This is a genomic window from Synechococcus lacustris Maggiore-St4-Slac, assembly GCF_024345595.1.
Lineage (GTDB): Bacteria > Cyanobacteriota > Cyanobacteriia > PCC-6307 > Cyanobiaceae > Synechococcus_D > Synechococcus_D lacustris.
This window is the reverse complement of the sequence record NZ_JAGQBK010000007.1, coordinates 73,653-98,598: the sequence shown is the minus strand read 5'-3', so window position 1 is coordinate 98,598 and position 24,946 is coordinate 73,653. Positions and strand designations below refer to the sequence as shown.

Annotated in this window: 19 protein-coding genes; 7 read left to right on the top strand and 12 right to left on the bottom strand. The window is 53.3% G+C overall.

Translation table 11 applies throughout. The features are described 5' to 3' along the window. Positions 1-84: 84 nt before the first annotated feature. The 3 genes from KBY68_RS07225 to KBY68_RS07215 form a co-directional block, all read right to left on the bottom strand. Positions 85-5,478 carry a choice-of-anchor I domain-containing protein gene (locus KBY68_RS07225; protein WP_255096525.1) on the bottom strand — a complete coding sequence of 1,798 codons (5,394 nt, stop codon included), beginning with the start codon at positions 5,476-5,478 and terminating at the stop codon, positions 85-87. A gap of 93 nt (positions 5,479-5,571) precedes the next feature. Continuing rightward, positions 5,572-7,620 (bottom strand): NAD-dependent DNA ligase LigA, encoded by a 2,049-nt coding sequence (ligA, locus tag KBY68_RS07220; protein ID WP_255096524.1) that lies wholly within the window; start codon positions 7,618-7,620, stop codon positions 5,572-5,574. Positions 7,621-7,634: 14 nt separating this feature from the next. Then, entirely contained in the window at positions 7,635-8,054 is a 420-nt protein-coding gene (locus KBY68_RS07215) for a hypothetical protein (RefSeq protein WP_106499704.1), read from the bottom strand. An 86-nt stretch (positions 8,055-8,140) separates the two neighbouring features. Between KBY68_RS07215 and KBY68_RS07210 the strand changes: the two genes are divergently transcribed. The 3 genes from KBY68_RS07210 to KBY68_RS07200 all read left to right on the top strand — a co-directional run bounded on the left by KBY68_RS07210 (position 8,141) and on the right by KBY68_RS07200 (position 9,649). Further along, on the top strand, positions 8,141-8,680 hold the full coding sequence (locus KBY68_RS07210; protein ID WP_106499703.1) for a SprT family zinc-dependent metalloprotease: 540 nt from the start codon (positions 8,141-8,143) through the stop codon (positions 8,678-8,680). Between the two features lie 112 nt (positions 8,681-8,792). Next, positions 8,793-9,089: a hypothetical protein gene (locus KBY68_RS07205; RefSeq protein ID WP_255096522.1), complete on the top strand. Its 297-nt coding sequence runs from the start codon at positions 8,793-8,795 to the stop codon at positions 9,087-9,089. A 53-nt stretch (positions 9,090-9,142) separates the two neighbouring features. Continuing rightward, positions 9,143-9,649, top strand: coding sequence for a DUF1269 domain-containing protein (locus KBY68_RS07200; RefSeq protein WP_106499652.1), 507 nt, complete (start codon positions 9,143-9,145; stop codon positions 9,647-9,649). Positions 9,650-9,652: 3 nt separating this feature from the next. Here KBY68_RS07200 and KBY68_RS07195 read toward each other — a convergent pair whose 3' ends face one another. Genes KBY68_RS07195 through KBY68_RS07160 form a run of 8 tightly spaced genes read right to left on the bottom strand, consistent with a single transcriptional unit; the run spans position 9,653 to position 18,437 of the window. After that, positions 9,653-11,764, bottom strand: a complete 2,112-nt coding sequence (locus KBY68_RS07195) for a PhoX family protein (RefSeq protein ID WP_255096520.1) — start codon at positions 11,762-11,764, stop codon at positions 9,653-9,655. 11 nt (positions 11,765-11,775) lie between these two features. After that, complete coding sequence (locus tag KBY68_RS07190) at positions 11,776-12,222, bottom strand: hypothetical protein (protein ID WP_255096519.1); 447 nt, start codon at positions 12,220-12,222, stop codon at positions 11,776-11,778. 54 nt (positions 12,223-12,276) lie between these two features. Next, positions 12,277-12,882, bottom strand: a complete 606-nt coding sequence (locus KBY68_RS07185) for a chorismate lyase (RefSeq protein WP_255096518.1) — start codon at positions 12,880-12,882, stop codon at positions 12,277-12,279. Position 12,883: 1 nt separating this feature from the next. Further along, the gene (locus KBY68_RS07180) at positions 12,884-13,591 is read right to left on the bottom strand and encodes a hypothetical protein (protein WP_255096517.1); all 708 of its coding nucleotides are present in this window, start codon (positions 13,589-13,591) and stop codon (positions 12,884-12,886) included. Positions 13,592-13,645: 54 nt separating this feature from the next. After that, the gene (gene mnmG, locus KBY68_RS07175) at positions 13,646-15,586 is read right to left on the bottom strand and encodes a tRNA uridine-5-carboxymethylaminomethyl(34) synthesis enzyme MnmG (RefSeq protein ID WP_255096516.1); all 1,941 of its coding nucleotides are present in this window, start codon (positions 15,584-15,586) and stop codon (positions 13,646-13,648) included. A gap of 35 nt (positions 15,587-15,621) precedes the next feature. Beyond that, positions 15,622-17,022 (bottom strand): replicative DNA helicase, encoded by a 1,401-nt coding sequence (dnaB, locus tag KBY68_RS07170; RefSeq protein WP_255096515.1) that lies wholly within the window; start codon positions 17,020-17,022, stop codon positions 15,622-15,624. 7 nt (positions 17,023-17,029) lie between these two features. After that, the gene (gene rplI, locus KBY68_RS07165; protein WP_255096514.1) at positions 17,030-17,488 is read right to left on the bottom strand and encodes a 50S ribosomal protein L9; all 459 of its coding nucleotides are present in this window, start codon (positions 17,486-17,488) and stop codon (positions 17,030-17,032) included. Positions 17,489-17,528: 40 nt separating this feature from the next. After that, positions 17,529-18,437, bottom strand: coding sequence for an acyl-CoA desaturase (locus tag KBY68_RS07160; protein WP_106499644.1), 909 nt, complete (start codon positions 18,435-18,437; stop codon positions 17,529-17,531). A gap of 118 nt (positions 18,438-18,555) precedes the next feature. On the opposite strand from KBY68_RS07160, the gene KBY68_RS07155 reads away from it, so the two are divergent. Next, positions 18,556-19,230 carry a DUF8644 domain-containing protein gene (locus KBY68_RS07155; protein ID WP_255096534.1) on the top strand — a complete coding sequence of 225 codons (675 nt, stop codon included), beginning with the start codon at positions 18,556-18,558 and terminating at the stop codon, positions 19,228-19,230. On the opposite strand, the gene KBY68_RS07150 is transcribed toward KBY68_RS07155, so the two are convergent. Beyond that, positions 19,218-20,111, bottom strand: a complete 894-nt coding sequence (locus tag KBY68_RS07150; RefSeq protein ID WP_255096512.1) for an acyl-CoA desaturase — start codon at positions 20,109-20,111, stop codon at positions 19,218-19,220. The genes KBY68_RS07155 and KBY68_RS07150 overlap by 13 nt on opposite strands. 175 nt (positions 20,112-20,286) lie before the next feature. Between KBY68_RS07150 and KBY68_RS07145 the strand changes: the two genes are divergently transcribed. The 3 genes from KBY68_RS07145 to gcvP are packed head-to-tail and all read left to right on the top strand — an operon-like array spanning position 20,287 to position 24,840. Then, positions 20,287-21,558, top strand: coding sequence for a methionine gamma-lyase family protein (locus KBY68_RS07145; protein WP_255096511.1), 1,272 nt, complete (start codon positions 20,287-20,289; stop codon positions 21,556-21,558). A gap of 22 nt (positions 21,559-21,580) precedes the next feature. Next, on the top strand, positions 21,581-21,976 hold the full coding sequence (gene gcvH, locus KBY68_RS07140) for a glycine cleavage system protein GcvH (RefSeq protein WP_106499700.1): 396 nt from the start codon (positions 21,581-21,583) through the stop codon (positions 21,974-21,976). Further along, positions 21,973-24,840, top strand: coding sequence for an aminomethyl-transferring glycine dehydrogenase (gene gcvP / locus KBY68_RS07135; protein WP_255096510.1), 2,868 nt, complete (start codon positions 21,973-21,975; stop codon positions 24,838-24,840). Before gcvH ends, gcvP begins: the two co-directional genes overlap by 4 nt. Positions 24,841-24,946: the final 106 nt, after the last annotated feature.

The following is a 24,946-nucleotide window of genomic DNA, read 5'->3' as shown; positions in this document are numbered from 1 at the left end:
AAACAACTCGTTTATCTTACTAATACTATCTAGTTGAACTTAATTGCGGTGTTTTCTGAAATACATCCAGAATCAATCCTAATTTCAGAAGGCAAAGTTATTGGCATTGTTCAGTGCACTAGCACTGGTGTTGCTGAAATGTCCAACGGCGGTGCTGGCGATGGTTAGAAGGGTATCGCTGCCGGCTTGAGTGAAACTCAAATCCGCAAAGCTATATCCGCGCAGGCCAACTTTATCTTCGCCTGGGGTGAAATCCATCACGAATTGTTTGGCAGCGGGCAGGTCTTTAGAACCACTCACTAGCCAGAACTGATCAACGCCGGCACCACCATTGATGTAGTTGGTGCCTGCTTCACCACCAACGTTGAATACATCGTTGCCGTCGCCGCCTAGGGCACGATTGCCAGAGCTGCCAAGGTAGAAATTGTCGTTTCCAGTGCCGCCGCTAAGACGATTATTATCACCATTGTAGGCATAAAGTTCATCATTACCGCTTCCCCCAGTAATAATATCTCTGCTGCTGGCGAAAATAGTATCAACTCCTGATCCGGTGAATATTTTATTTTCGTATCCACTTGCTATGGCCGTGTCAACTGTGTCATTGCCAGCGCCTGTAAATAATTGATCTAGTTTTCCATTAAATCCAGCAATTGTTGTTTGGCCTGGAATTGCATTGTCATCACCTGTTGTTCCAACTCTTACAGGATCAATTATCTCATCATTTCTTACGGCTAGATTTTGAATGCGTGTGTCTAATTTGTCCGTGGTTTCTGATTTACTAAAGGCGTTTTGAAGTGTTGGATAATTTGTTTTAAGGAATTCTGCTAAAGCATCTTGCTCTGATCCGTTATCTGCAAAAGTGGCAGAACCAGTTTTTGGTGCTCCAGTTTTTAACAAATCAATTCTGTTTTCGCCTACATTATCTTTGGCAAAAGGATAACTATCGCCTCCACCTGCAAGGAAGTTTAATGTAACCATGCGGAAGGATCTGTTTGGATCACCAACTAGATTCCCCCCTAGAACCACCACATCAAGATCTCCACCCTCGCTATCTTCTATGGTGGCACTCACGATGCGGCTGCCAGCTGGTTTTGTTAGGTCGTAGCTGAAAGAAACTCCGCTAACTTGAGGAAATCTGCCTTGATTTGGTGTAGCTGCAACGCCATGCTCAAGTAATTCCTTTAATTTAGTAGCTGTTATTGTTACCAGCGAAAGTGAATTATTAAACCTTAGTGAGTTTTCAATATCTAGGGTTGAAATTGCTCCTGCAGCTTTGTTTGCAGTGGAATTTGCGGTGGTGGTTGTTTTTGCTCCACTTACAACATCAATAGAACCAATTTGTGATCTAATGCCACCCCCATTTTTTAGGGAGAGAACCACTGTTGGATCAACAGATTTGGCAAATGCAAGATTTGCATCTGCGCTAAGATTACCTAAATTTGTTTCCTGATTGCGAACAATATTGCGTTCGCCTTCAAGGTAAACATTGCTGTAACCCCAAATTTGTCCATCTTTTGAACTTATAACTTCTTGAACAGCATCAGTTAGATCTTGAACATTCTCTGCCTTGCTGTTTTCTGCAAAAGCAGTTGTTGTAAGTTCAGCTTCTGCCACTCCCCAAGCCTTCGCTGCATTTGCAGCAGTTGCAGCATAGGCACCGCTGATTAATGGATCTATGCTTGCTGGAATTATTTTGCCTTGGGAATCAAAATCAACAACTAATCTACCTAGATAGGTGTATTCATTATCAGTATTAATAATTACTGTTGGTGCCCCGTCTGCGCCCGCCGTTAGCAGCGGGTATTTATCAGCAAAATTGGCAGCATGGCCAGGGAACGCAACCGCAACATCGTTGCTATCACCCAAGCGAGTATTTGATCCTGCTGCGAGGATAATATCTACACCTTTAAGAAGTGGTGCAAGGGTTTTTTCATTGTTAATTTGTTGTAGGTGAGCCATGAGGATCACCTTGTTTACGCCCTGATTTATTAGATCATCAATTACAGGTTGTAGCTGGCTTGCAAGCAAAACCATATTATCTTTCTCGCTGCCATCGCCAGCAAATCCTTTTACTTCTACACCGCCAGTTGATGATATCTGTTCAATAACCTGAGTTGTTGCTCCAACTAAACCAATCTTCTCACCATTTTTTTCTATAATTGCTGATGGAACAATCTTGCCTTTCAGGCTGCTTGCAGTTTCTAGGCCAGCAGTGGCAACAGTGTCTGTAAAACTTGTTTTTAGATCGGCATCTGCGCTGAAATCAAGATTAGCTGAAAGGTAAGGGAATTGTGCACCAACCCACCCAGATCCTGCTGTAAAACTATCCTTAAAAACCCTTGAGCCTAGGTCGAACTCATGGTTGCCAATAGTTGAAGCTTCAACACCCAAGATATTATGAATAGCTATATCCACTGCAAATGTTGGATGGTTAGTTGTTGCAGCTAAACTAATTGTTGAGCCCGTAGTTGCATTTAATTCATCACGTACACTTATATCGGTTCCTCCATTAGCAAAGGGTCCTGGTATGAAGTTGTCACCTCCAGCTAAAATTAGGTTATTTGAATAGGAGCTTTCAAAACCTTCAATTAAAGCTGCAAGATAAGGTGCTGTTTGTGAGGCCAACAACCCGGCCTCACCATCTGCCAAATGCAGCAATTGCAGTTTGAAATTTGTTGGTAGACTTGTTTCTTGTACTGATACAACATCGTTATCTTCACTTGAAGCTATTACATAGCGCTTATCATTAGCAGTGAGAAATGTGAGCCCCTCAATTCGCTTTGCGCCAGGAAATTGGATTGGGTCTATTGCTAGTGGCTTATATGGGTTTGTAACATCAAATATTGCAGCAAGGCTTGTTGTAGTGCGCTCAAGTGCTACAAATGCATAGGTCCGTCCGTTAATAATCGCTACTTCAACCATTTCTGGCTCAACACCCTTTGCATCTTCACGATCATTAACTGGATACACCCCTTTGCTATTAGCTAAATCTTCAAGGGCAGATCCTGAATCAAATACAACGTTGCCTTTGGAATCAAATATTCTTAAGGATCTTGATCCATGTGTGTAGGCTTGGTCTATAAATCCATCAGCATCATAATCGCCAGCATTTTTGAATACTGCTAGCCTAGCCGAGTTTGTTGCTGTTAAACCCGCTTTTTGCGCGGTTGTGGCATTTGCAGTTGTTGCCGCCGTAAGTAATGCTGAAACTCTTTCTGTTTCGTCTGGATTGAGGAAATCATTGCGATCATCCCCTTCACCAGCAGCTAAAATAAATGTTTGCCCTTTATAACTCATTGTTGCTAGGCCATCTGGCATTACTAGGCCATAAACATCATGGTTTTTGGCTGGAATAAAACCGTCTTTAACTTTTGCTGAGTTTTCATCTTCTGTATCTAATCCAGGGTCGCTGAAGTTAACAACTGTAAAGGCGTTTCCATTTGCCCCTTCAAGGCCGAAGTCGTTGTCGTAATTGATTACTAAGGAACCATCATCTCTTATGGTTAAGCCTTCGGGTTTATCGAAGCCAAGGCTGCCACCCACTGAAGGTAGGTTGAATAGTTCAACCTTGTTTACAATTTTAATACCTGCTGCAGCTAGCAAATCAGCACTAGATGATTTATATACGCCGTCTACAAGTGTTAATGTGTTATCTAGTAATTCGGGGCTAGCAACATTTATTTTCTTCAGCCAGCCATCAGTAGTTTGATTAGTTGCCGTGGTTATTGCTAAAGTATTAGTGGCGCCACGCATGTCTACTTCATATACATGTTTAAAGCCATCGATTAATCTTGAACTATCTCTTTCCATAACAAGGAACACATCGCGGCTGGCGTCGTAGGCAACATCACCAATTTTGTCCTGGTTTAAACGGCCGCTTAGAAGATAAAAGTGCTCCTTAACCGCTGCGCCCGTTGCAGGATTCACTGCAAGAATTCTGGTTAATTGAGATTTGCTTCGCTCAGCCACCACTCCATCATTATTGCTATCAACATCTAGAGGGCTTTGAATGAATGCATAAAGCAAACCATCTTTGCTGTTGTATGCCATTCCTTCAATTCCGCGATTACTCCATCGGTTGCCGTATATCGCAGGAAGACTATCAATTGTTTCAGCCCCAATTGGAGTTGCTCCACCCACATTGTGTTGGGTTTGTAGTAATGCTTTTTGTCCTGAGGGAATGTAGCGCTGGATCAGGTTACCTGTTGTGAAATCAAATATTGCTATTTGGCCGCGATACTCATCACCAATCGCAAATACTTTCTTATTTGCGCCTCCAATATTTGTTTCGAATACTGAAATTGTTTCTGAATCTATGCCAAAGGGATCATAGGCAATGGCTGCATTGCTAGCTGTGATGGGGATGTCGTCTTTGCCGGAAAGCTGAGGTAGGCCTGTTAAGGCCGTTCCATCTGCGCGTTTTAAACCTAATTTGCTTATTTCGGTTACTGCACCCGTGGCACGATCCATGCCAAGTTTATAAATAGTAGGTTGAAATGTTGGATCTAGAAATTGTCGTTTGCCATCAACTATGGCTCCATTAGGCCCACGGTCTGTGATGGAATAGTAGATATCTAGGCTTTTACCATCAATAGTTTCTGTTCCACTAAATGTTAAACCTGACAGGCCTCCAGCTTGAACGCCTGTTGGCAGATTTGAATTGCCTCTTGCATAAGAAAGAGTATAGCTATAATTTTTAGCTGTGGCTGAGCCCCGATCCCAATCTTGAATGCCGGCTGAAAAGAATGAAGTTATTTTAGGGGTGGTAGTGCTGATATCAAGAACTGCAATTGCATTGTTTTCTTGCAGTGAAATGTAAGCTGTTTTACCATCTGCTGCTATTGCAATTGCTTCCGGCTCAATATCTTGGGCAAGATTTGTTGTTACGCCTGTTTTTCCAGTTATTCTTATGCCGCGGTTTATAAGTTCTTCTTTGCGATTGTTCCAGGCACTAAAATCTACCGTTGCTACATTGCTTTGAGCGGGTGCAATCGGTGATGTACCGCTGTATTTGCTAGTATCGATTAAAGAGATTGAGCCAATTGGATCAATAGTATAATCACTATTGGGTTCTCCTTCATTGGTTACAATAAGTTTAGTTCCATCTGCATTAAATTTAACCATATCTGGCAGTGCACCAACTGTAACCGTGCTCACATGCACTGGCAGGGCTGGATCACTTAGGTTGTAGAATTGAACAAAACCTGGTTCTGTTTTGACAGTATTTTGTACTGCTACTGCCAGCAAATTTCCAAATACTGCTGCACTTTGAAGGGTTTGACCAGTTACTGTTGGGGCAGCTTTTGCAACCGCTTTTGCTTTAGACGGATCCCTTAAATCTAATACTATTATCGCACCGGAACCACCACCAACCGTGTATCCATATCCTGTTTTGCTATTAAAAGCTGTTATCTCAGCGTTAGCACCAAGTGCTGATAAATTTATTACACCGTTAACCGCTTCAGTTGCAGGATTCAAGCCAACGAAAGTTAAGCTCACAAAAAATCTTATAACTTTTATGATGATGCATTGCTTTGGTTAAGAATTACTTTGCAATTCGTTGTGGGCAGGTTATGAAACGCTTTTGTTTTGGTTATGCAGCATTTCTTTTAGGTTTTCCTCGCTCAGCACTTGCACCCCTAGGCTTTGCGCCTTGCTTAGTTTGCTGCCCGCTTCCTCACCTGCTACTAGGTAGTTGGTTTTTTTGCTAACGGCACTTGTTACCTTGCCGCCTGCTGCTTCGATCAACTCCTGGGCTTCACTGCGCCCCATGCTTGGCAATGTTCCAGTGATCACAAAGGTTTTACCCGCCAATGGCGCCGCTTCGTTTGATTCCGTTTCTGTTGTATCCCTAAGGCTAAAACCGATGGAACGCAGCTGCTCAATTAATTCAATGTTGGCATTGGTGGCAAACCATTGCTGCAGGCTTTGGCTGATTTCAGTGCCAATGCCAAACACTTCGGTGATCAATTCCGGCGTTTCGCTTGCAGCAGTTGCCAGGGCATCAACAGATCTAAAAGTTTTAGCTAGCGCTTTTGCGTTCACGTCGCCCACATGGTGGATGCCAAGCCCATAAAGCTGCCGATGCCAGGGCTTTTGTTTTGATGCCTGCAAAGCGGCCACCAGGTTTTCTGCGCTCTTCAGGCCCATGCGCTCCAAGCTGGCCAGCAGGGCTCCATCAAGCCGGTAGAGATCAGCGATCGATCGCACCAGGCCCTGTTCCACTAACTGTTCAATCAGTTTTGAGCCGAGGCCATCCACATCCATCGCCGCTTTGCTCACCCAATGGCGCAGGGTTCCCCGCAATATCGCTGGGCAACTGTTGTTAATGCAGCGGGTGGCGGCCTCATCCGCCTCGCGCATCAGCTCAGAGCCGCATTCGGGGCAGTTGTGGGGCAAGGCCAAGGCCATGGCAGCAGCGGGCCTTAGTTCGATCAGCACCCGCACCACCTCGGGGATGATTTCGCCCGCTTTGCGCACCACGATCGTGTCGCCGGCATGCAGATCAAGTTCGGCTAGGCGGTTGGCGTTATGCAAGGTGGCGCGGCTCACCATGGTGCCGGCAAGGGCTACCGGTTCAAATTCAGCCACCGGTGTGATCACCCCCGTGCGACCCACCTGGCAGCTGAGCCGTAGCAAACGGCTTGGCGCCTCTTCAGCCGGATATTTCAGGGCGATCGCCCAGCGTGGTGCTTTTTGGGTGAAGCCCGCCTCTGCCTGCAGCTGCAATTCGTTTAATTTCAACACCACCCCATCGGTGGCATAGGCGAGTTGCTGGCGCTTCAATTCCCAATCGCTACAAAATTGTTCAGCCGCTTGCAAATTGGCGAGTAGTGCGGTGTTTGGATTCACCTTGAAGCCGGCTTTTTTTAGCCACTGCAGTGCTTCCCATTGGCTGCTGGGGTTATCGCTGCCGTTTGGTAAGTGCAGGGTGTAGGCAAAGAAATCCAGTTTCCGTGCGGCTACCACCTGGGGATTTAATTGCCGCAGGGTGCCGGCGCAGGCATTGCGGGGGTTGGCAAATAGGGCTTCATTGCGGCCAGCCCGTTCGGCATTGATTGCAGCAAAGGTGCAATCAGGAATAAACGCCTCCCCCCGCACCTCCACCCAAGCCGGTGGATTATCCAGGTGAAGCCTGAGGGGCACGCTTTGAATTGTGCGGCCATTGGGGGTGATGTCTTCCCCGCTTTCGCCATCGCCGCGGGTGGCGGCACGCACCAATACCCCCGCTTCGTAGCTAAGGGCTAGGGCATTGCCATCGATCTTCAGCTCCCCCACCAGCGCTAATTCAGTGCTGGGGTTAAGTTCGAGCACCCGCAACAATTTGGCGTACCAGTTGGTTAATTCAGCTGCGTTGAAGGCGTTATCAAGGCTCAGCAGGCCAATGCGATGGGCCACGCTTTGGAAGCCCGCAGCTGGTGCACCACCCACCCGTTGGCTTGGGCTATCGGCGCTGATTAGCCCTGGGTTTGCTGCCTCTAGCTCTAATAATTCTCGATAAAGCCTGTCGTAAACCGCATCTTCCATGGCTGGAGAATCCAGCACGTAGTAGGCATGGGCGGCTTGGATTAATACACGCCGCAACTCTTCATACCTAGCGGTGGCAGCAGCGGAAGCCATCAATAAAGCTCTGCTTAGGAATCCAAGCGGTTGATCCGCTCCACCCGCCAGTTGTCTTCAAGTTTTACAAAGGTGAAATCAAGCGGTAGTTCTTCTTTGGCATCACTTTTTAACTTCACCGTGAGCATGATTTGGCCTTCTTGAATTCTGGGGCGCCCTGATTTCAAATTGCGATATTTATTCAGCTGTAAACCAGCCAGAAAACGGATGAACTGCTGCCTATTTACATGTTGCCGATAGCTTTTGGTGGTTAGGAGATAGGCGGCATCCACCCGGCCAGAGGCAATTTGATTAAAGAACTGCTTTAGCAAGGGATTGATGCCCCGGGCACTGATCACCAGCTTCACGGCGCTGATGGTCCAATACAGCAGTAAGGCGCCAGCACCAGCCAGCAGCAACTTGCTGCTTAAACCTCGAACAACAGACCAATCCAGATCCACGGGTGGGCGAGTTGAAGTGGTGTGAGTCTGAAGGACGGCGTTCCATTGCGTTGGCCTTTTGCTGGCGTCAAAATCAAGCCATGCCCCTAGAACCGTTACTACCACTGTTTCATCGCTTAGATCGGCAATATTTCGATGCTTCCCTAGCCGCCTTAATTAACCCCCCTTTGCTGTTGCGTTGGAGTGATGGCCGCCTCAGCCGCACCGCTGGCTTCTACCGCTTTGGCCCAGGGATTAGTGAAATTGTGCTGTCGCGGGTGGTGCTCGTTCCCCTGCCGCCAGAGGCCACTTTGAGCACCCTTTGCCATGAAATGATCCACGCCTGGGTGGATCGGGTGTTGGGCTTGAAAGAGGTGCATGGGCCCCAATTCAAGGCGCGCATGGCCCACATAAATCAGGCCCAGCCTGGCTTCCAGGTGAGTTTGCGCCATAGCTACCCCCTGCCGGTGCAGGCTGCCGCCTGGTGGGCCAGTTGTTCTAACTGCGGCAAAAAAATTGCCTACCGCCGCCGCCGTAAGGGCCTGGCCTGCCGCAGTTGTTGCGAACGCCACAACGCTGGGGTGTGGGATGCCCGTTTTGCCCTTAAGTTCAGCCCTAATACCGTTAAGCAACTTGGCTGAATTTCTGGGCGGAATATTGGTGAGTGGCTGGGTGATCAGCGCCGTTGGCCTATGGCGGGAAAGCCAATTGCGCCGCAGCAGCATTAAGGTGCAAGCAAGGCCCTGATGGCAGATGGCAGAACGTTTTTTTGATGCTGGTTTAGAAGAACGGCTTGAGGGCTGGCTAGATCGTGGCCGGGAGTTTGTTGATGGGGTTGCCGGTGCTCGCCCCGGTTCACGCCGCCCATCCAAACGCCCCTTAGATGCCATTTCACGCCGTTCGCCAGCCCAGGAAAGCTGGCCCGACAACGATATTTTCACAACACCCCATTGGCAACGCCCTGAGCCCAGACCAGCGGTGGAACCAACTCCAGATCCAGCACCCAGCTCAAGGCCAATGCCCCGTTCCCATCGGCGCCGTAACACTTAGGTGGGTTATTTCACCTGGGCCTGCTAAGCATTAGGCAGCTTTTATCAGCACCCATGGGTCAGTTGATTGTTCTTGGCTTTGATAGCGCCGCAGAAGCCCAAGATGTGCGTAAGGAATTGGTTGCTCTGCAGCAAGACCACCTGATCGCCCTTGAGGATGCGGTGGTGGTGGAATGCAATAGCGAAGGCAAAGTTGAACTGCATCAGGCCCTAAATCTCACCACCGCAGGCGCTGTGAGTGGTGGTTTTTGGGGCAGCTTGGTGGGTTTGATTTTCCTTAATCCCCTGCTTGGTGCTGCTGTTGGTGCTGGTGTAGGCGCTGCCTCCGGTGCCCTCACCGACCTGGGCATAAATGATGGCTTTTTGCGGGAGGTGGGCGACACCCTTAGGCCCAATACAGCTGCCCTTTGCTTGATGGTGAAAGAGGCAACAGTTGATCGGGTGATCGAGAAACTACGCAGCCATGCCCCCCATGCCCATCTGCTGCAAACCAACCTCAGCCACACGGATGAGGCTCACCTGCAGGAAATGCTCGATCAAGCCACTAAAAAACTGGGCTAGGCCCTAACCCAACAGGGGCGCGCCATCATTGCGGCGAATCGCCACCACCCCAGGGCGGGGCCAGGCATCACTGCTTCCCTGGGGCCAATTGGAGCCAAGGGGTACCCAGCGCAATTGCTTAAAGCTTTTGCCTGCATTGTTTTGCAGTTCAAAGCCACGGGCTTCCTTTGCTCCCCGTTGCCGCCTTCCGTTTAATTCGCCTGGATGCTGCACGGCGAGTAGAAGGCTGCGGCCATCAGCGCTGGGGCACGGACCGGTGAGTTCCGATTCCATCGGGCCGATCGCAAAGCAAAAAGCCTTGCCCGCTTGGCTGCCGCCAGTGGGCAGTACCCAGCAGGCATTGTTGCCATATTCACCACCGCTGCGGTAGTCGTTTTGCTCTTTGGTGCCGATGTCGGTAACCATCCAAAGGGCACCGCTGGGATCGAAGGCAAGGTTGTCGGGATTGGCAAAGCCAAGACCCCCCTCTTGGGGTGTGCCGCCAGTTGCCACCATGCTCCATTTGAATTTGCCGCCACCGCTTTCCCGCAGCCGCATAATCCAACCGCCATTCCAGGGGGTTTGGCCCTTAGGCCCCTTAAAGATGCTTTGGTCGGGCACCCCTTCATCACCGGGTAGGCCGGAGGTGAAGGCAATTAATAAATCGCCATTGCGGGGATCAATATCAGTGTCTTCTGGCCTGGCGGTGCCTGTGATGCCAGCCGCATTGGCGGCAAGGTGGGCATCGATCAAGATCGCGCCCAATTCGCTGTATAGATCGCCAAGGTTGCGGTATTGGTTGCTATAGGCGCTGATTTCGCTGCTTTGTTTGAGTAGTTGGGCGCCCCCTTGTTTGCGGTTGGCATGGGGCACTAGCACCGGTGCAGCGATCGGAGCTACAGCTGTTGTGGGCAGTAGGGGCCGCCATTCACCGCTGCCATTGGGATTGAAAACAGCGCCATGGAGCACGCCGGTATGAAACAGCTCGCTATTGGCTGGATCTTTAGGGTTTTGCACCAGCCCATTGCTCACAAACTTATAGATATGGCCGCCGCGGCGATCGCAACCGGAATAAACCTCTAAGGGCTTTCCGGCATCTGCCCTGATGGCTACCGCCTCATGGCGAAAGCGACCCAAAGCTGTGTGTTTTGTGCCGGGGTCGTTTGGGTTGGCCGGATCTAGCTCCACCATCCAGCCATATTTATTACCAGCTAAACCAAAGGGATTGCCGAGGCCATAAAGCGATTGTTGCGTGCATTGGAATGGTTTGGCACTGGGGGGAAAGGAGCTGCCGTCGGCATAAACAGCCTCCGGCACCTGGGATTGAAAGTTTTCCTCTGCACTCAACACCGTCCCCCAGGGGGTGGTGCCCCCGGCGCAATTAGCAAAAGTGCCGATAATTGCCTCCCCAAGGCCATCGTTAAAACCCTGGCGATTGCTGCTTTTAAACACTGCAACGGCAGGGCCAGTGCTGCGCAGCCTTTGGCTTGGCTCCTTAAGGCCCGCCAGGCCAGTTATGCGGCGATCGAGGCGGCCAGGGTTGCGGCGCCAACCGCCATTGCTCAAGCGTTGCAGTTGGATTACGCCTAAACCTTGATCGATTAATGCCTGTTGCGCCAGCTTTTCGATCTCAAGCCGCAATGGATCAGCTGCCGGCAAGCCCCAGGCATTGATTTTGCCGCCATGGGGTTCAAGCCCAGCCACCACGCTGCTGTAGGGCAGCTTTTCAGCTAACACCTCAGTGAATGCCTGGCGCCAGGGCAGGGGGCTGATGTATTCGAAATTCACCGTGAGCAGTGCCTGCTCCTGGCTTAGGGGGGTGAGGGCCAAGTAGTCGTTGTTGTAGCCAAATCGACTATTGCCAACCGGATCTCCCCAGCTGGCTAATAACTCTTGGCTATAGCCCTCAGGGATTTCGAGGCGATCGTTGATAGTTACAACTCGATATTGCAATAACTGCTCAGCGGCACTTAGGCCGTCGGTGGGCAATGGCAACGGCGTGCGTAGTGGTTTAAAAGCAAGCGGTTTATTGGCTAATGCCGCTACTGCAGGTTTAGCGATTCCGGCTTGGTTGAAGGCAAGGCCAGCGGCAGTGCCGCCAAGCAACAATAAAAACTCTCGCCGGGCAAGATTCATAAACGAAGCGTTTATTTCTTGTTGCCAGCGGCTACGGCTTCACGGCCACTTACTTGGAAGGAACTGCCAAGCAGTTGGAGCCGTTGGTTCACAGCAGGCACCAGATGACCGGGTAGATCCTCGGCCATTTGAGCAGGGGAAGCATCGATGGAAGGGGAGCCTTCATCTAGGGCGGCGAGCAAGTCGGCCCATTGCAATACCAGTTGTTGTTCATCCATGGGTTGTAAACCTTTTTCTAAGAGCAATTCGGAGCAACGCTGTTGGTGCCAAAGGATTGAGCGATTGGCGTTGTGTTCAGGCCTGCGGAAGGCGTAGCCGCCATCAAGGGCTGCATCATTTGGCATGCCGTCTGGGTCGCGCAGGCCAGCTTCACTCAGTAATTTGCCGCAGAACACGGCTGAGATACCAAATAAGCGACCAAGGTCGGTGAGGGTTAACCAGGGTTGGTTGGGATCCATTTGGAATTCCCATAGTGATAACATCCTGCCGCGAGAGCAGAAAAACGCAACCTGTCAAGCCGCTTTGGCAGCATCCCCACACACGTTTAACAAAAATTCATTATTTTTTGCTGCGCAGGCGGGGCCCAGCAACCCTTCCAGGGCAGGCGAAAACACCTCTCTGATCACCGTGAGGGTTGCCCCCTGCCGGAAAAAGCGGTAGTGCCTACTCCAAAAAGGTCCTGGCCTCTGGAAGCGTTCCTGCAGCCATGGGGCTTGAACCACAGTGAGGCCATCCACCTCACGAAATAGTTCGCTGCGGTTGCTGGTGAGGCTGCGCCAAATCGGTTGATGGCGCTCCTTCAGATTTTGATCCGCCTGGCTTTGGTTCCACCAGCTTTCAGCCCAGGCCATGGTTTCACCGCCACAGATCAGCCACACCTGGCGCCTTAATAGCGGTGCCTGTAGTTCCTGCACCTCCTGTGGCGCGGCGCTCAGTTGCTGATCTGCTGCCATTGCTGCCACCTCCACCTCCACGGCGTGGCCGGTTAGCAGTTGCAAATGACGGGTGGGGCTGCCATCACCAAGCAGCAGCAATTGCCAGGGGCCGCTGAGCGGTTCACCATCGAGGTTGGGGGCTGTCCAGAGCGCTGGCGGTGAGGGTTGCAGCGTTTGATCCATCTCAGCGGCTGCTCAAGCTGAGCTGGTGGATTACCCCCTGGCGGCTGATTTGGGCTTGATCATTGCTGGCACTTTGCAAGCGCCAGCCGCTGTTGCCTATGGCATCACCAATGGCCGCTGTTACTGAACCGTTGCTGGTGTTGAAGATGGCTGTGCTGCCCCGGCCAGGCACCTGCACCACCCCAAGCAGTTCAGGTAGGGGTGGTGTTGCCGTATTTGATGTGCCGGCTGCTGCTGGCTTGGTTGGAATCGGCACGCGAATTGGCTCTGGAGTGCGCTCAGCTGTTTCAAACGAGCCGGCATCCAGTTCCGGCAGGTTGGTTTCACTGGGCGGCAGCAATTGAGGAGGCAATGGCGGCGGCAGTTGAATCAGGGTTGGATTGGGGGGGCTGATGGGACCGAGTTCCCGCAATCTCTCCAGCACCAAGAGTTGACGTTCCTGGTGCAGGTCTTGCCGGGCCTGCATCCAGCTGCGCCATAGCAGCATTGAAAACATGGCTGCCACCGCACTGGCCAAGGTGAGGCCAATTAACAGAGCCGTTGGTGTGGTGAGCTGCCAGCGCTTAGCTGCTGGCTTACTGGGAATTGATGGCGTAAGTGTTGGTGTAACGATCGTTTTTTGACGCGCAGGGCTTCCCTCCAGGGGTTCAAATACCCGGTCCATGATCTGTTCTGCCCGCAATTCCCAATAGGAACGGTTGCGACGCACTTGATCGAGATGGCGCAGGTTGGTGGTCAGGGAGGGCGCCGCGAACGTGCCAACCTATCGATCTTTGGGGTTACTGGCGAGGGCTAATTGTTTTGCTTGCCGTTCTTGCAATTCCAAATGCAGCAATAGGGCGGTGATATCGGCGGCGCTAACGCCAGGAATACGGGCCGCTTGGCCAAGGCTTAGGGGTTGCACAGCAGCTAATTTTTCACGCGCTTCCCTCGATAGGGTGTTGATATCGGCGTAGGCCATTGCCATGGGGATAGCCCTTTTGCCCTGCTCCTGTACCCGTTGGATTTGCTGTTCTTGGCGGGCTAAATAGCCGCTGTATTTCACATCAATTTCCGCCCCCTCCTGCACAGCTGCAGGCAGGTTGGCAGCTGCTAGGCCATGGCGAACTAAATCAACGCTATGGAATCCAGGGCGCCGCAATAAATCGGCAAGGGTGATCGAACCGCGAATCGGAGCGCCGGTTTCAGCGATTACAGCCTCTGCTGCAGGATCATTTAGCCGCAGCCGTTGTTGTTCTAAACGTTGAATTTCAGCTGTTATGGCAACTTGTTTTTGTTCAAATAATTGCCAGCGACGGTTATCGATCAAACCCAACTCTCGGCCCAATGGAGTGAGGCGCCGATCGGCATTATCACCGCGCAATATCAAGCGATATTCACTGCGGCTAGTGAGTACCCGGTAGGGCTCGCGCAGATCTTTATTGATCAAATCATCAACCATCGTGCCGATATAACTGCCCTCCCTTGGAAAATGCACCGCTGGCTTTTGCCTCAGCATTCGTGCAGCATTCAGCCCCGCCACAAGGCCTTGGGCAGCGGCCTCCTCATAGCCGGTGGTGCCATTCAATTGGCCTGCGGAGAAAAGCCCAGCCACTCGCTTGGTTTCAAGAGATGGTTTCAGTTGGGTGGCGGGGAGATAGTCGTAATCAACGGCGTAGGCCGGCCGCAACATCACGCATTGCTCAAGGCCCGGCAGGGTGCGCAGCAATTCAAGTTGCAACCTTTCCGGTAGGCCGGTAGAAAAGCCTTGCACATAGATCTCTGGTGTATGGCGCCCCTCTGGCTCCAGGAAGATCTGGTGACTTTCCTTTTCAGCAAACCGAACAATTTTATCTTCAATTGAGGGGCAATAGCGGGGCCCTTTGCTATCGATAAAGCCGCCATAGATAGGCGTTAGGTGCAGGTTGTTTTTGATTAGTTGATGGGTGGCTGCAGTGGTGCGAGTGATGTGGCAACTGATCTGCTCTCCGCTTACCCAGGCGGCTGGATCAAAGGAAAAGAAGCGATCGGCCGCATCACTTGGTTGTTCCTCAAGCCCAGAAAAATCAATGCTGCGGCGATCCACCCGGGCTGGGGTGCCGGTTTTTAGCCTTCCCATCTGAAAGCCCAAGGCCTTGAGTGCTTCGCTTAGCCCAACAGCTGCCTGCTCCCCTGCCCTGCCAGCACTCATCGATTGGTTGCCCACCCAGATGGTGCCAGCCAAAAATGTGCCGGTGGTGAGCACTACGGCGTCTGCGCCATAAACACTGCCGAAATAGGTGTTGATGCCACAGATGCGGCCATTTTCGCCTGGTTTCCCTTCCACCTCGAGGCCGGTAACCATCGCCTCCCGCAGGGAGAGGTTTGGGGTGTTTTGCAGCAACTGCAGCATCTGTTGGGCATAGGCCCGCTTATCGGTTTGGGCCCGCAAGGCCCAAACCGCAGGGCCGCGGCTGGCATTAAGCACCCGTTTTTGCAAAGCGGTGGCATCAGCAAGGCGGCCGATCACACCACCAAGGGCATCCACCTCATGCACCAGCTGGCTTTTAGCGGGTCCGCCCACAGCTGGATTACAGGGCTGCCAGGCGATGCGATCTAAATTGAGGGTAAAAAGGGCAGTGTTGATCCCCAGCCGGGCAGCGGTGAGGGCCGCCTCACAGCCGGCATGGCCGCCCCCCACCACAATTAGCTCGAAGCTTTCAGTTGCTGCAGTGGAGAGGGTCATATTTATAAATTATGTTGCTGTTGTTTGGTTTTGAATTAAAAGCCGCTTGGTGCCGCCAGGTTGCGGAAGCGGGTGAATTGCGGTTCAAATAACAACTTGGCGGTGCCCACGGGGCCGTTGCGATGTTTGGTGATGATTACTTCGGTGATGCCCCGGTCGGGGGTTTCCGGGTTGTAATACTCATCCCTGTAAATCATCATTACGATATCGGCATCTTGCTCGATTGAACCCGATTCGCGCAGGTCGCTGAGCATTGGCCTTTTGTTAGTGCGTGCTTCTACGCCACGGCTCAACTGGGATAGGGCAATCACAGGCACATTTAATTCCCGTGCCATACCTTTTAAACCCCGCGTAATTCTTGATAGTTCCTGCACCCGATTTTCAGAACCTGAACCCTCCATTAATTGAAGATAGTCGATCACAATTAAGCCTAATTCACGGCCATGTTCTGCCATTAATCTCCGGCATAAAGAGCGCATTTCTAATACGCCAGTATTTGGCTTGTCGTCTATAAATAATGGCAATCTACCAAGGTTGCTAATGCCTTGCCCCAGCAATGGCCATTCATCTTGATGAAGCCTTCCCGTGCGTAGGCGGCCGCTTTCAATGCCCACCTCCATCGATAACAACCTATAGGTGAGTTGTTCCTTGCTCATCTCTAGGCTGAATACACACACAGGTAAGTTGTGGAGCTGGGCCACATTTTTGGCCATGTTTAACACAATTGATGTTTTACCCATGGCCGGCCTGCCAGCAACAATTATCAAATCGCTGCGTTGTAAGCCTTGGGTCATGGCATCGAGGTCGTAGAAATTGACCGGGATCCCAGCTACGGCTGTGCCTAGGGAGCGGGTTTCGATTTCTTCAAATGTGCGGGTGAGGATTTCAGCGGTTGGGGTGAGGCCAATACTTGGTTTTGCTTGGCTGATGGCAAATATTTCCTGCTCCGCTTCATCCAGCACCTGTTCCATCGGTTTGCTTTGATCAAACCCCAAGCGAATCACTTGGTTGCCAGAGCGAATCAATTGACGCCTCAGATATTTATCCATCACCAACTTCGCCACCTCGTCGATTGAGGCGGTGCTGAGGGTGCGTTCAACCAGTTCGCTTAAACGGCTGGTGCCGCCTACTTTTTCCAATTGACCGGTGTCGGCCAGCCAGGCACCCATCGCCGTGAGGTCGGTGGGTTTGCCCTGGCTGTGCAGCATCAGGGCGGTGCGATAGATCTCTCGATGGGCGCCCAGGTAAAAAGCTTCCGGTTGCAACACATCAGCCACCCGGCCGATGGCATCGGGATCTAGCAATATGCCGCCAAGAATTACCTCTTCCGCCTCCAGGTTTTGGGGCGGCAATTGATCTGGTGTGGCTTCAAACAGCTCCACACCAGTGCGTTTGGGGCGTTCCCGTTCGGGTTCGTTTATGGGAACAGCAACCATTGGTGAATTAGTGGCTCACCACCTCCAAATTGATCTCAGCTGTTACCTCGGGGTGGAGCTTCACCTGCACCTTGTAGCTGCCGGTGCGATGCACTTCAGGCACATTGATATTACGCTTATCAACCGCCTGCTTAGTGGCTGCTTCAATCGCCTCGGCCACATCCACGTTGGTAACGGTGCCAAACAGCACATCATCACCACCGGTTTGTTTCTTCACGGTGAAACGACCAATCGTGTCTAGGGCGGTGCGGAAGGCCACGGCCTCAGCCTTCAAGGCCGCTTGCCGTTCGGCTTCCTTAGCGCGGCGGTGCTCCACCTGGCGCAGCACCGCTGGGGTAACGGCAAGGGCCTTGCCGGTGGGCAAAAGGTAATTACGGGCATAGCCGGGGGCCACATCCACCAGGTCGCCGTTTTTTCCAAGGGTATAGATGTCTTCGCTGAGAACCACCGAAACGCGCTTAGCCATGGGATTTAATTGAGAGTTGTGCTACTGCTGGGTCGATCCATCAGCCTACGGCACCAGCTGGTAAGCGCACCTTTGTGGCAAGGCCTAGGGCCTTTAAAAGGCGGATGTGTTGCCAGGTGAGGTCGATTTGACCCGGTTGCAAACCGTGCTTAGCGGAGTGGGGGAAGGCGTGGTGGTTGTTATGCCAGCCTTCACCAAAGGTGAGTGCAGCCACCCAGGGGTTGTTGCGGGAGCCATCACCACTGGGATAAGCAATGCTGCCCCAGCAGTGGGTGGCGGAATTCACAAGCCAAGTGATATGATACACAAGTACTAAGCGCAGGGGGATGCCCCAGAGCACCAGGGCCCAGCCGCCGGCGCCGGTTACGCTGCCGATCCAAAAAAGCAAGCCGGCAAGGGGTAACTGCAAAACCAGAAACCACTTGTTCAACCAGCGGTAGTAGGGATCTTTGGCCAGATCACCAGTGAGCCTGGGCACGGAGGCCATGGCGGGGATTTCCTGGAACATCCAGCCCATGTGGCTCCACCAAAAGCCCCGGTGGCTGTTGTGGTGATCAGCATCCGTATCGGAGAACTTATGGTGATGACGGTGCAGGCCTGCCCAATCGATTGGTCCGTGTTGGGCGCTGAGGGCGCCGCAGGTGGCAAAGAAGCGCTCTAGCCATTGCGGTAGGCGAAAGGCCCGGTGGCTTAGCAGGCGGTGATAGCCAATCGTTACGCCGAGGCAGGCCGTGAGCCAATAGAGCACCAGCAGAGAAGCCAGGGCCGGCAAACTCCAAAATTGGGGCAGCAGGGCATAGGCCGCCAACAGATGAATTGCCAGCATGAAGCCGAGGGTGGCCCAGCGGGCGCCCTTTGGCACCGTGCCCGCTTGCTCGCCTTTGCGGGGGTTGCCCAGGCTGGGGGAGCGCCTGGGGGGAGAGATGCTGGCGAATGCTGCGCTGGTCATTCAGATCTAATTCGTATTGATCATCAAATCATAGCAATACGTATTCGGATTAAGCAAGGACTTGGGTGTGGAGGAGCATTAAGCTGAGCCGCATACGAATTCCCATCGCTAACCATTGGTGGATTATCGCCAGCGCTTGGAGCAGGGCCACGGCGCTTTTGCTGCCCTTTTGAGGGCCTGGCATGAACGCAATGGCTGGTCCCACAGGGTGCTGCCAGCCCTGGCGGAGCGCCTAGATCTTGGCAGGTTGCACAGCTCCCAGCTCTCAAATCTGCGCAATCGCAAGTTGGCTTCCCCTGGCCCAGAGGTGTTCCTTGCCCTCGGCTGCTGCAACCAGTGGTTAGCGCAAACGCCGATCCCCCTCGCCGAAATTGCCGATCAGCAGGAACTAAGCGATGGCATCGGGGCAGCTCCCCATGCCCTAATCGATGCCGCTGGCCTGGTGTTAGGCGCTGGTGAATTGCTGGAAATCTTTGTTGGTTTAAGGCCCCTTCCCCCTGGTTTTGATCTGCGCATCAGCGAAGCGGAATCCCCAGCCCTAAGCGCTGCCTTGGCTGATCTGCTCGCGGCTGGCCAGCCCTGGCGCAAGTGCAGCGGCCGGGTAATGGCGGCCTATGGCGTTGAAAAGCGGCAGCGCCGCGACAAATTTGCCGCTGTGATGGCTGGCCTCCAGGATTACAACGCCAGTGAACTGGATCTGGAATTACCAGAACTGCTAACAGCGCTTAATGCGTTGGAAATTAACTTTCCCAGCGTGGATAAGTTATTGGAGCGTTTGCGTCAACCGGGATAGCGGGCAAGGCGCAACTTGCGGGCAAGGCCAAGGCGACGCAGCACTTTGATGTGTTGCCAAGTGATATCAAATTCAAACCAACGCAAGCCGTGGCGGGCGGAATGGGGGAAGGCGTGGTGGTTGTTGTGCCAGCCCTCACCAAAGCTCAAAAGCGCCACCCACCAGCAGTTGGTTGAGCGATCTGGGCAGGCGAAATTGCGATATCCAAATACGTGGGTGGCTGAATTAACAAGCCAGGTAACGTGATAAACAACGGTGAGCCTTAGCGGTATCGCCCAAAGCACTAGGCCTAAACCACCGCCGTGGATTTGATTTGCTTCGCCAAACCAATAGAGCAGCCCACCAAGGGGTAACTGCAGCAATAAAAACCAACGATCCAACCAGTTGTAGAAGGGATCGCGGCGCAGGTCGCCAGTGAATTTATCTACATGTTCCAGGGCAGGGATGTTGTGCAACATCCATTGGCTGTGGGCCCACCACAAACCCCTGCCGGCATCGTGGTGGTCGTTTTCCTGGTCGGAAAATTTGTGGTGGTGACGATGCAAACCCACCCATTCCACCGGCCCGCCTTGGGCACCCAAGGTGCCCATCAACACCAGCAGGCGCTCCAACCATTGGGGCGTTTCAAAGCTGCGGTGGGCCACCAATCGGTGTAAGCCAAGGGTTACGCCAAGCACTGTTACCCAATAGAGGCTTGCAAAAGCCAGTAGTCCCCACCAACTCCAAAACATCGGCAGCAGTGCCGCCACGGCCCCCACATGGTTGGCCAGCATGAACAAAAAGGTGCCTTTTTTTAGCTTTCTTTGTGTTGGCGGCAACGGGTTGCGCTTGGCATACAGCCTTTCCTGCAGTTCTTGCTCACTTAATGCGGCGGTACTCAAAGAGGCGTTAGGGGAAGGCTGGGCAGCGGCAACCAATTGAATCTCCAGAAAAAGCCCAGTTGTTGCAACCGGGGAAACCAGCTTGTTTTGTTTAAAACAACTGAAGGTTCAAATTTAACGGTATCGAGGGTGCCACCGCTGCAGGAATGTGGTTAGTGGTTAGCAATTTTTTGTTTTGTACTCCTATCCCACCTGGCCCGAGGCAAGCCCCGCCGCCTGGGATGCCGTTGCGGCCGCCCAAGCCCAGCTGGAAGCTGCTGCCAAGCAGCGCACCGCAGCGGTGCAACCCCAATTAGCCAAGGTGTTGGCTGCTTTCCAAGCCGAAAAACTTGGCAGCCATCACTTTGCTTCGGTGAATGGCTACGGCCACAACGACCAGGGCCGCGACACCCTTGATCGGGTATTTGCCAGGGTGCTGGGGGCGGAGCGGGCCGCAGTGCGTTTGCAATTTGTGAGCGGCACCCATGCGATTGCCGCTGCCCTGTTTGGGGTGTTGCGCCCTGGTGATCGGCTCTTATCGATCACCGGCCGCCCCTACGACACCCTGGAGGAGGTGATCGGCATCCGCGGCAGCGGCCAGGGCTCCCTGGCGGAATTTGGGATCCAATACAGCGAATTAGCGCTCACTGGCGAGGGCCATGTGGATGAGCTGGGCCTTAGCGATGCCCTCAGCCAGCCAACCCGCATGGTGTTGATCCAGCGCAGTTGCGGCTACAGCTGGCGCCCTTCGCTTTCAGTGGCTCAGATCGGCCGACTGGTGGAGCAGCTGAAAACAATCCAGCCAGGTGTGTTGGTGTTTGTTGATAACTGCTATGGCGAATTGGTGGAATTTGAGGAACCCACCGCTGTGGGGGCCGATCTAATCGCTGGTTCCCTGATCAAAAACCTCGGTGGCACCATTGTTCCCAGTGGTGCCTATGTGGCTGGCGTGGCTGAATTAGTGGAGCAGGCTTGCTGCCGGCTCACGGCCCCTGGGATCGGTTCAGCCGGCGGCAGTGGTTTTGATTTGCATCGCCTTTTATTTCAGGGTTTATTTCTCGCTCCCCAAATGGTGGCGGAAGCTTTGATCAATGCTGATCTAATCGCCCAGGTATTCAGCAATCAAGCTTTAGAGGTGCAACCCCTAGCGGGGGCAGCCCGCAGCGATGTGATTCAAGCGGTGAAATTTGGCGATCCCAGGGCGTTGCAGGTGGTTTGCAATGCCTTCCAAAGCTGTTCTCCTGTTGAGAGTTACCTAAAGCCTGTGCCCGCGCCCATGCCTGGATACGCAAGCGAATTGCTGATGGCAGGCGGCAGTTTTATCGATGGCAGCACCAGTGAATTTTCCGCCGATGCCCCCCTGCGGGAACCCTATGTGCTCTATAGCCAAGGGGGCACCCATCGCAGCCATGGGGCCCTAGCCCTTGCCGCTGCCCTCACAAGCTGGTGGGCCCTTGCTCCAAACTGAGGGAGCTTTCCAGCCCATGGCGATGGCCCTCTCCTTTCCCGCTGATCTGCGTTATGCAGATAGCCATGAATATGTAGCTCCAAATGCAGCCCCCATGCGGGTGGGCATCAGTGCTTTTGCGGTGCAGCAACTGGGCGACATCGTTTTTGTTGAACTGCCAAGCCCTGGCACTGCTTTAGAGCAGGGCAAAAGCTTTGGCACCGTTGAATCCGTTAAGGCGGTGGAGGAGATGTATGCCCCCATTGCAGGGCGGGTGCTGGCCTGCAACCAGGCGGTGATCGATCAGCCTGAGTTGCTCCAAAGCGATCCCTATGGGGCCGGCTGGTTGCTGGAGCTGGAAGCCACAGATGCGGCACAGCTTGCTGCCCTCATGGACGCAGATGCCTATGGCGCCAAGGTGGAGGGCAGTAGCAAGTGAATCAAATCGATGGTTTTGTGCAGCGCCACCTCGGCCCTTCCCCTTTTGATCAAGCATTAATGCTGGAGCGGCTTGGCTGCCAAAACCTGGAGGAGTTGCTGCAGCAATGCGTTCCTGCGGCGATCCTGCTGAGCCCTGAGGAGGCCCTTGGCGGTTTACCCGAGGGTTGCCCTGAAGGTGAGGCCCTGGCCGATCTGCAAAAACTGGCCAGTGAAAATAAGTTGCTGCGCAGTTTGATCGGCCTCGGCTACTACAGCTGCCCCACCCCGGCTCTGTTGCAGCGCCATGTGTTTGAAAATCCGGCCTGGTATACGGCTTACACCCCATATCAAGCGGAAATTGCCCAGGGGCGCCTCGAGGCCCTACTCAATTTCCAAACCTTGATCAGTGAGCTCACCGGCTTACCGATCGCCAATGCCTCCCTGCTGGATGAGGCCACCGCAGCAGCGGAAGCGATGGGCCTAGCTCGGGGAGTGAGCAACCGGCCGGAGTCAAAGCGTTTCCATGTGCAAGCGGATCTGTTTCCCCAAACCCTGGCGGTGCTGCAAACCCGCGCTGAACCCCTAGCCATTGAGTTGGTGCTGGAGGATCCGGCCGAGATGGAATTCAGCAGCGATAGCTTTGGCCTACTACTGCAGCTGCCAGGGGCCAGTGGTGCTTGCCCAAACCCTGGGGCGGTAATCGCTCGGGCAAAAGCAGCTGGGGCCCTGGTTATTGCCGTTGTGGATCCCCTGGCCCAGGTGTTGATGGAACCAGTAGCCAATTTAGGGGTTGATATTGCCGTTGGTAGCGCCCAAAGGTTTGGCGTACCACTGGGCTTTGGCGGACCCCATGCCGCTTTTTTTGCTTGCAGCGAAACCTATAAAAGACAAATCCCCGGCCGTTTGGTTGGGGTATCCAAAGACAAAGAAGGCAATCCAGCCCTGCGGCTTGCTTTGCAAACCAGGGAGCAGCACATCCGCCGCGATAAAGCCACCAGCAATATCTGCACCGCCCAGGTGCTGCTGGCGGTGTTAGCTGGCTTTTATGCCGTGCACCACGGCCCCGCTGGTTTGCGGGCCCAAGCCCAACAGGTGCAGCGTTTAACGGCAGCTTTGGCCAAGGGTTTAAGCCAGCTGGGTTTTGAGTTGGTAGCCGAGCCCAGTTTCGATACCTTGCGGCTAGTTGTGGCGGATCCCGCCAGCTGGATTGCCAGGGCTGAAGCGGCGGGTTTCAACTTTTTAGAGCTGGCTGATGGGCTGGGCATCAGCCTTGATGCCTGCAGCGATGAAAAGGAGCTGGAGCAGCTCTTGAACCTATTTGCCGCTGGCTTAGGGCTAGCTGCACCGCCGCTAGCAAGCTTGTTTGAGGCTTGTCCCCCTGGGGTGGGGGGGATTGGGCCGCGGCTGAAACCATGGCTGCAGCAGGAGGTATTCCAGTGCTATCGCAGTGAAACCGAATTGCTGCGCTACATCCAAAGGTTGGTGGCAAAGGATTTTTCCCTGGTGCACGGGATGATCCCTTTGGGCAGCTGCACCATGAAGCTGAATGGGGCGGCGGAACTGTTGCCGGTTAGTTGGCCTGCCTTCAGTGCCATGCATCCCTTTGCGCCGGCAGGTCAATACAGGGGCTACAGCCGTTTAATTGCTGATTTGGAACAGTGGTTAGCGCTGCTCACGGGCTTTGCTGCGGTGTCGCTGCAGCCCAATGCTGGCTCCCAGGGGGAATATGCCGGCCTGCTTGTGATTCGCGCTTGGCACCGCAGTAGGGGGGAGGGCCATCGCAGGGTGTGCCTGATTCCCACCAGCGCCCATGGCACCAACCCAGCCAGTGCAGTGATGGCAGGCATGCAGGTGGTGGCAGTGCAATGCGATAGCAATGGCAATATCGATCGTCAAGATTTGGCCGCCAAGGCAGCTGAATACAGCAACCAACTGGCGGCATTAATGGTTACCTATCCCTCCACCCATGGGGTATTTGAGGAGGGCATCACTGAGATCTGCAGCCTGGTACATGGCCATGGGGGCCAGGTTTATCTCGATGGGGCCAACTTGAATGCCCAGGTGGGAGTGTGCAAGCCGGGGGGGTTTGGCGCTGATGTGTGCCATCTAAACCTGCACAAAACCTTCTGCATCCCCCATGGCGGTGGTGGGCCAGGGGTGGGGCCGATTGCGGTGGCAGCCCACTTGGCCCCCTACCTGCCGGGACACCCCCTGGTGAGCTGCGGCGGCAGCCAGGCCATTGGTGCCGTAGCGGCGGCCCCTTGGGGTAGCGCCAGCATCCTGCCGATCAGTTGGATGTATATCCGGATGATGGGAGGTGCAGGCCTGCGCCAGGCCACTGCAGTGGCGCTGCTGGCTGCCAATGATTTAGCTGAAAGGCTTGATCCCCATTACCCAGTGCTATATCGCGGTGCCAATGGCCGGGTGGCCCATGAATGCATCCTCGATTTACGACCTTTAAAAAACAGTGCTGGTTTGGAGGTGGATGATTTGGCCAAACGGCTGATGGATTACGGCTTCCATGCCCCCACGGTGAGTTGGCCAGTGGCGGGCACTGTGATGGTGGAGCCCACAGAAAGTGAATCCCTTAAGGAACTGGATCGTTTTGTGGAGGCGATGGTGGCGATTAGGGCTGAGGTGGCAGCCATTGAAACGGGCCAATCAGATCCCCAGAACAACCCACTCAAAAGGGCGCCCCACACCCAAGCAGCCCTCACCGCAGATCAATGGGATCGGCCCTATAGCCGCCAACAAGCTGCTTTTCCCGTGGCTGGCTTGAAAACAAACAAGTTGTGGCCAGCTGTGGCCCGCATCGACAACGCCTACGGAGATCGCAACCTTGTGTGTAGCTGCCCATCGGTGCAGGAGCTGGAATCTGGCTAAAACTCTGCTGTAACTGGGATTTGGCCAAAAGTTTAGAAGCGATTAAATCCAGCCAATTAAAATTTAAGATTTTCTACTTGATTTGTGGCTTGCCTTTGGTGCATTA

Bases quoted from the DNA above. Each gene is read 5' to 3' on its own strand.
- dnaB (WP_255096515.1), bottom strand. From the start codon at position 17,022: ATGGTTGCTGTTCCCATAAACGAACCCGAACGGGAACGCCCCAAACGC.
- KBY68_RS07190 (WP_255096519.1), bottom strand. From the start codon at position 12,222: ATGGATCCCAACCAACCCTGGTTAACCCTCACCGACCTTGGTCGCTTA.
- KBY68_RS07160 (WP_106499644.1), bottom strand. From the start codon at position 18,437: ATGACCAGCGCAGCATTCGCCAGCATCTCTCCCCCCAGGCGCTCCCCC.
- mnmG (WP_255096516.1), bottom strand. From the start codon at position 15,586: ATGACCCTCTCCACTGCAGCAACTGAAAGCTTCGAGCTAATTGTGGTG.
- ligA (WP_255096524.1), bottom strand. From the start codon at position 7,620: ATGGCTTCCGCTGCTGCCACCGCTAGGTATGAAGAGTTGCGGCGTGTA.
- KBY68_RS07185 (WP_255096518.1), bottom strand. From the start codon at position 12,882: ATGGATCAAACGCTGCAACCCTCACCGCCAGCGCTCTGGACAGCCCCC.
- KBY68_RS07210 (WP_106499703.1), top strand. From the start codon at position 8,141: ATGCCCCTAGAACCGTTACTACCACTGTTTCATCGCTTAGATCGGCAA.
- KBY68_RS07205 (WP_255096522.1), top strand. From the start codon at position 8,793: ATGGCAGAACGTTTTTTTGATGCTGGTTTAGAAGAACGGCTTGAGGGC.
- rplI (WP_255096514.1), bottom strand. From the start codon at position 17,488: ATGGCTAAGCGCGTTTCGGTGGTTCTCAGCGAAGACATCTATACCCTT.
- KBY68_RS07200 (WP_106499652.1), top strand. From the start codon at position 9,143: ATGGGTCAGTTGATTGTTCTTGGCTTTGATAGCGCCGCAGAAGCCCAA.
- gcvH (WP_106499700.1), top strand. From the start codon at position 21,581: ATGGCCCTCTCCTTTCCCGCTGATCTGCGTTATGCAGATAGCCATGAA.
- KBY68_RS07195 (WP_255096520.1), bottom strand. From the start codon at position 11,764: ATGAATCTTGCCCGGCGAGAGTTTTTATTGTTGCTTGGCGGCACTGCC.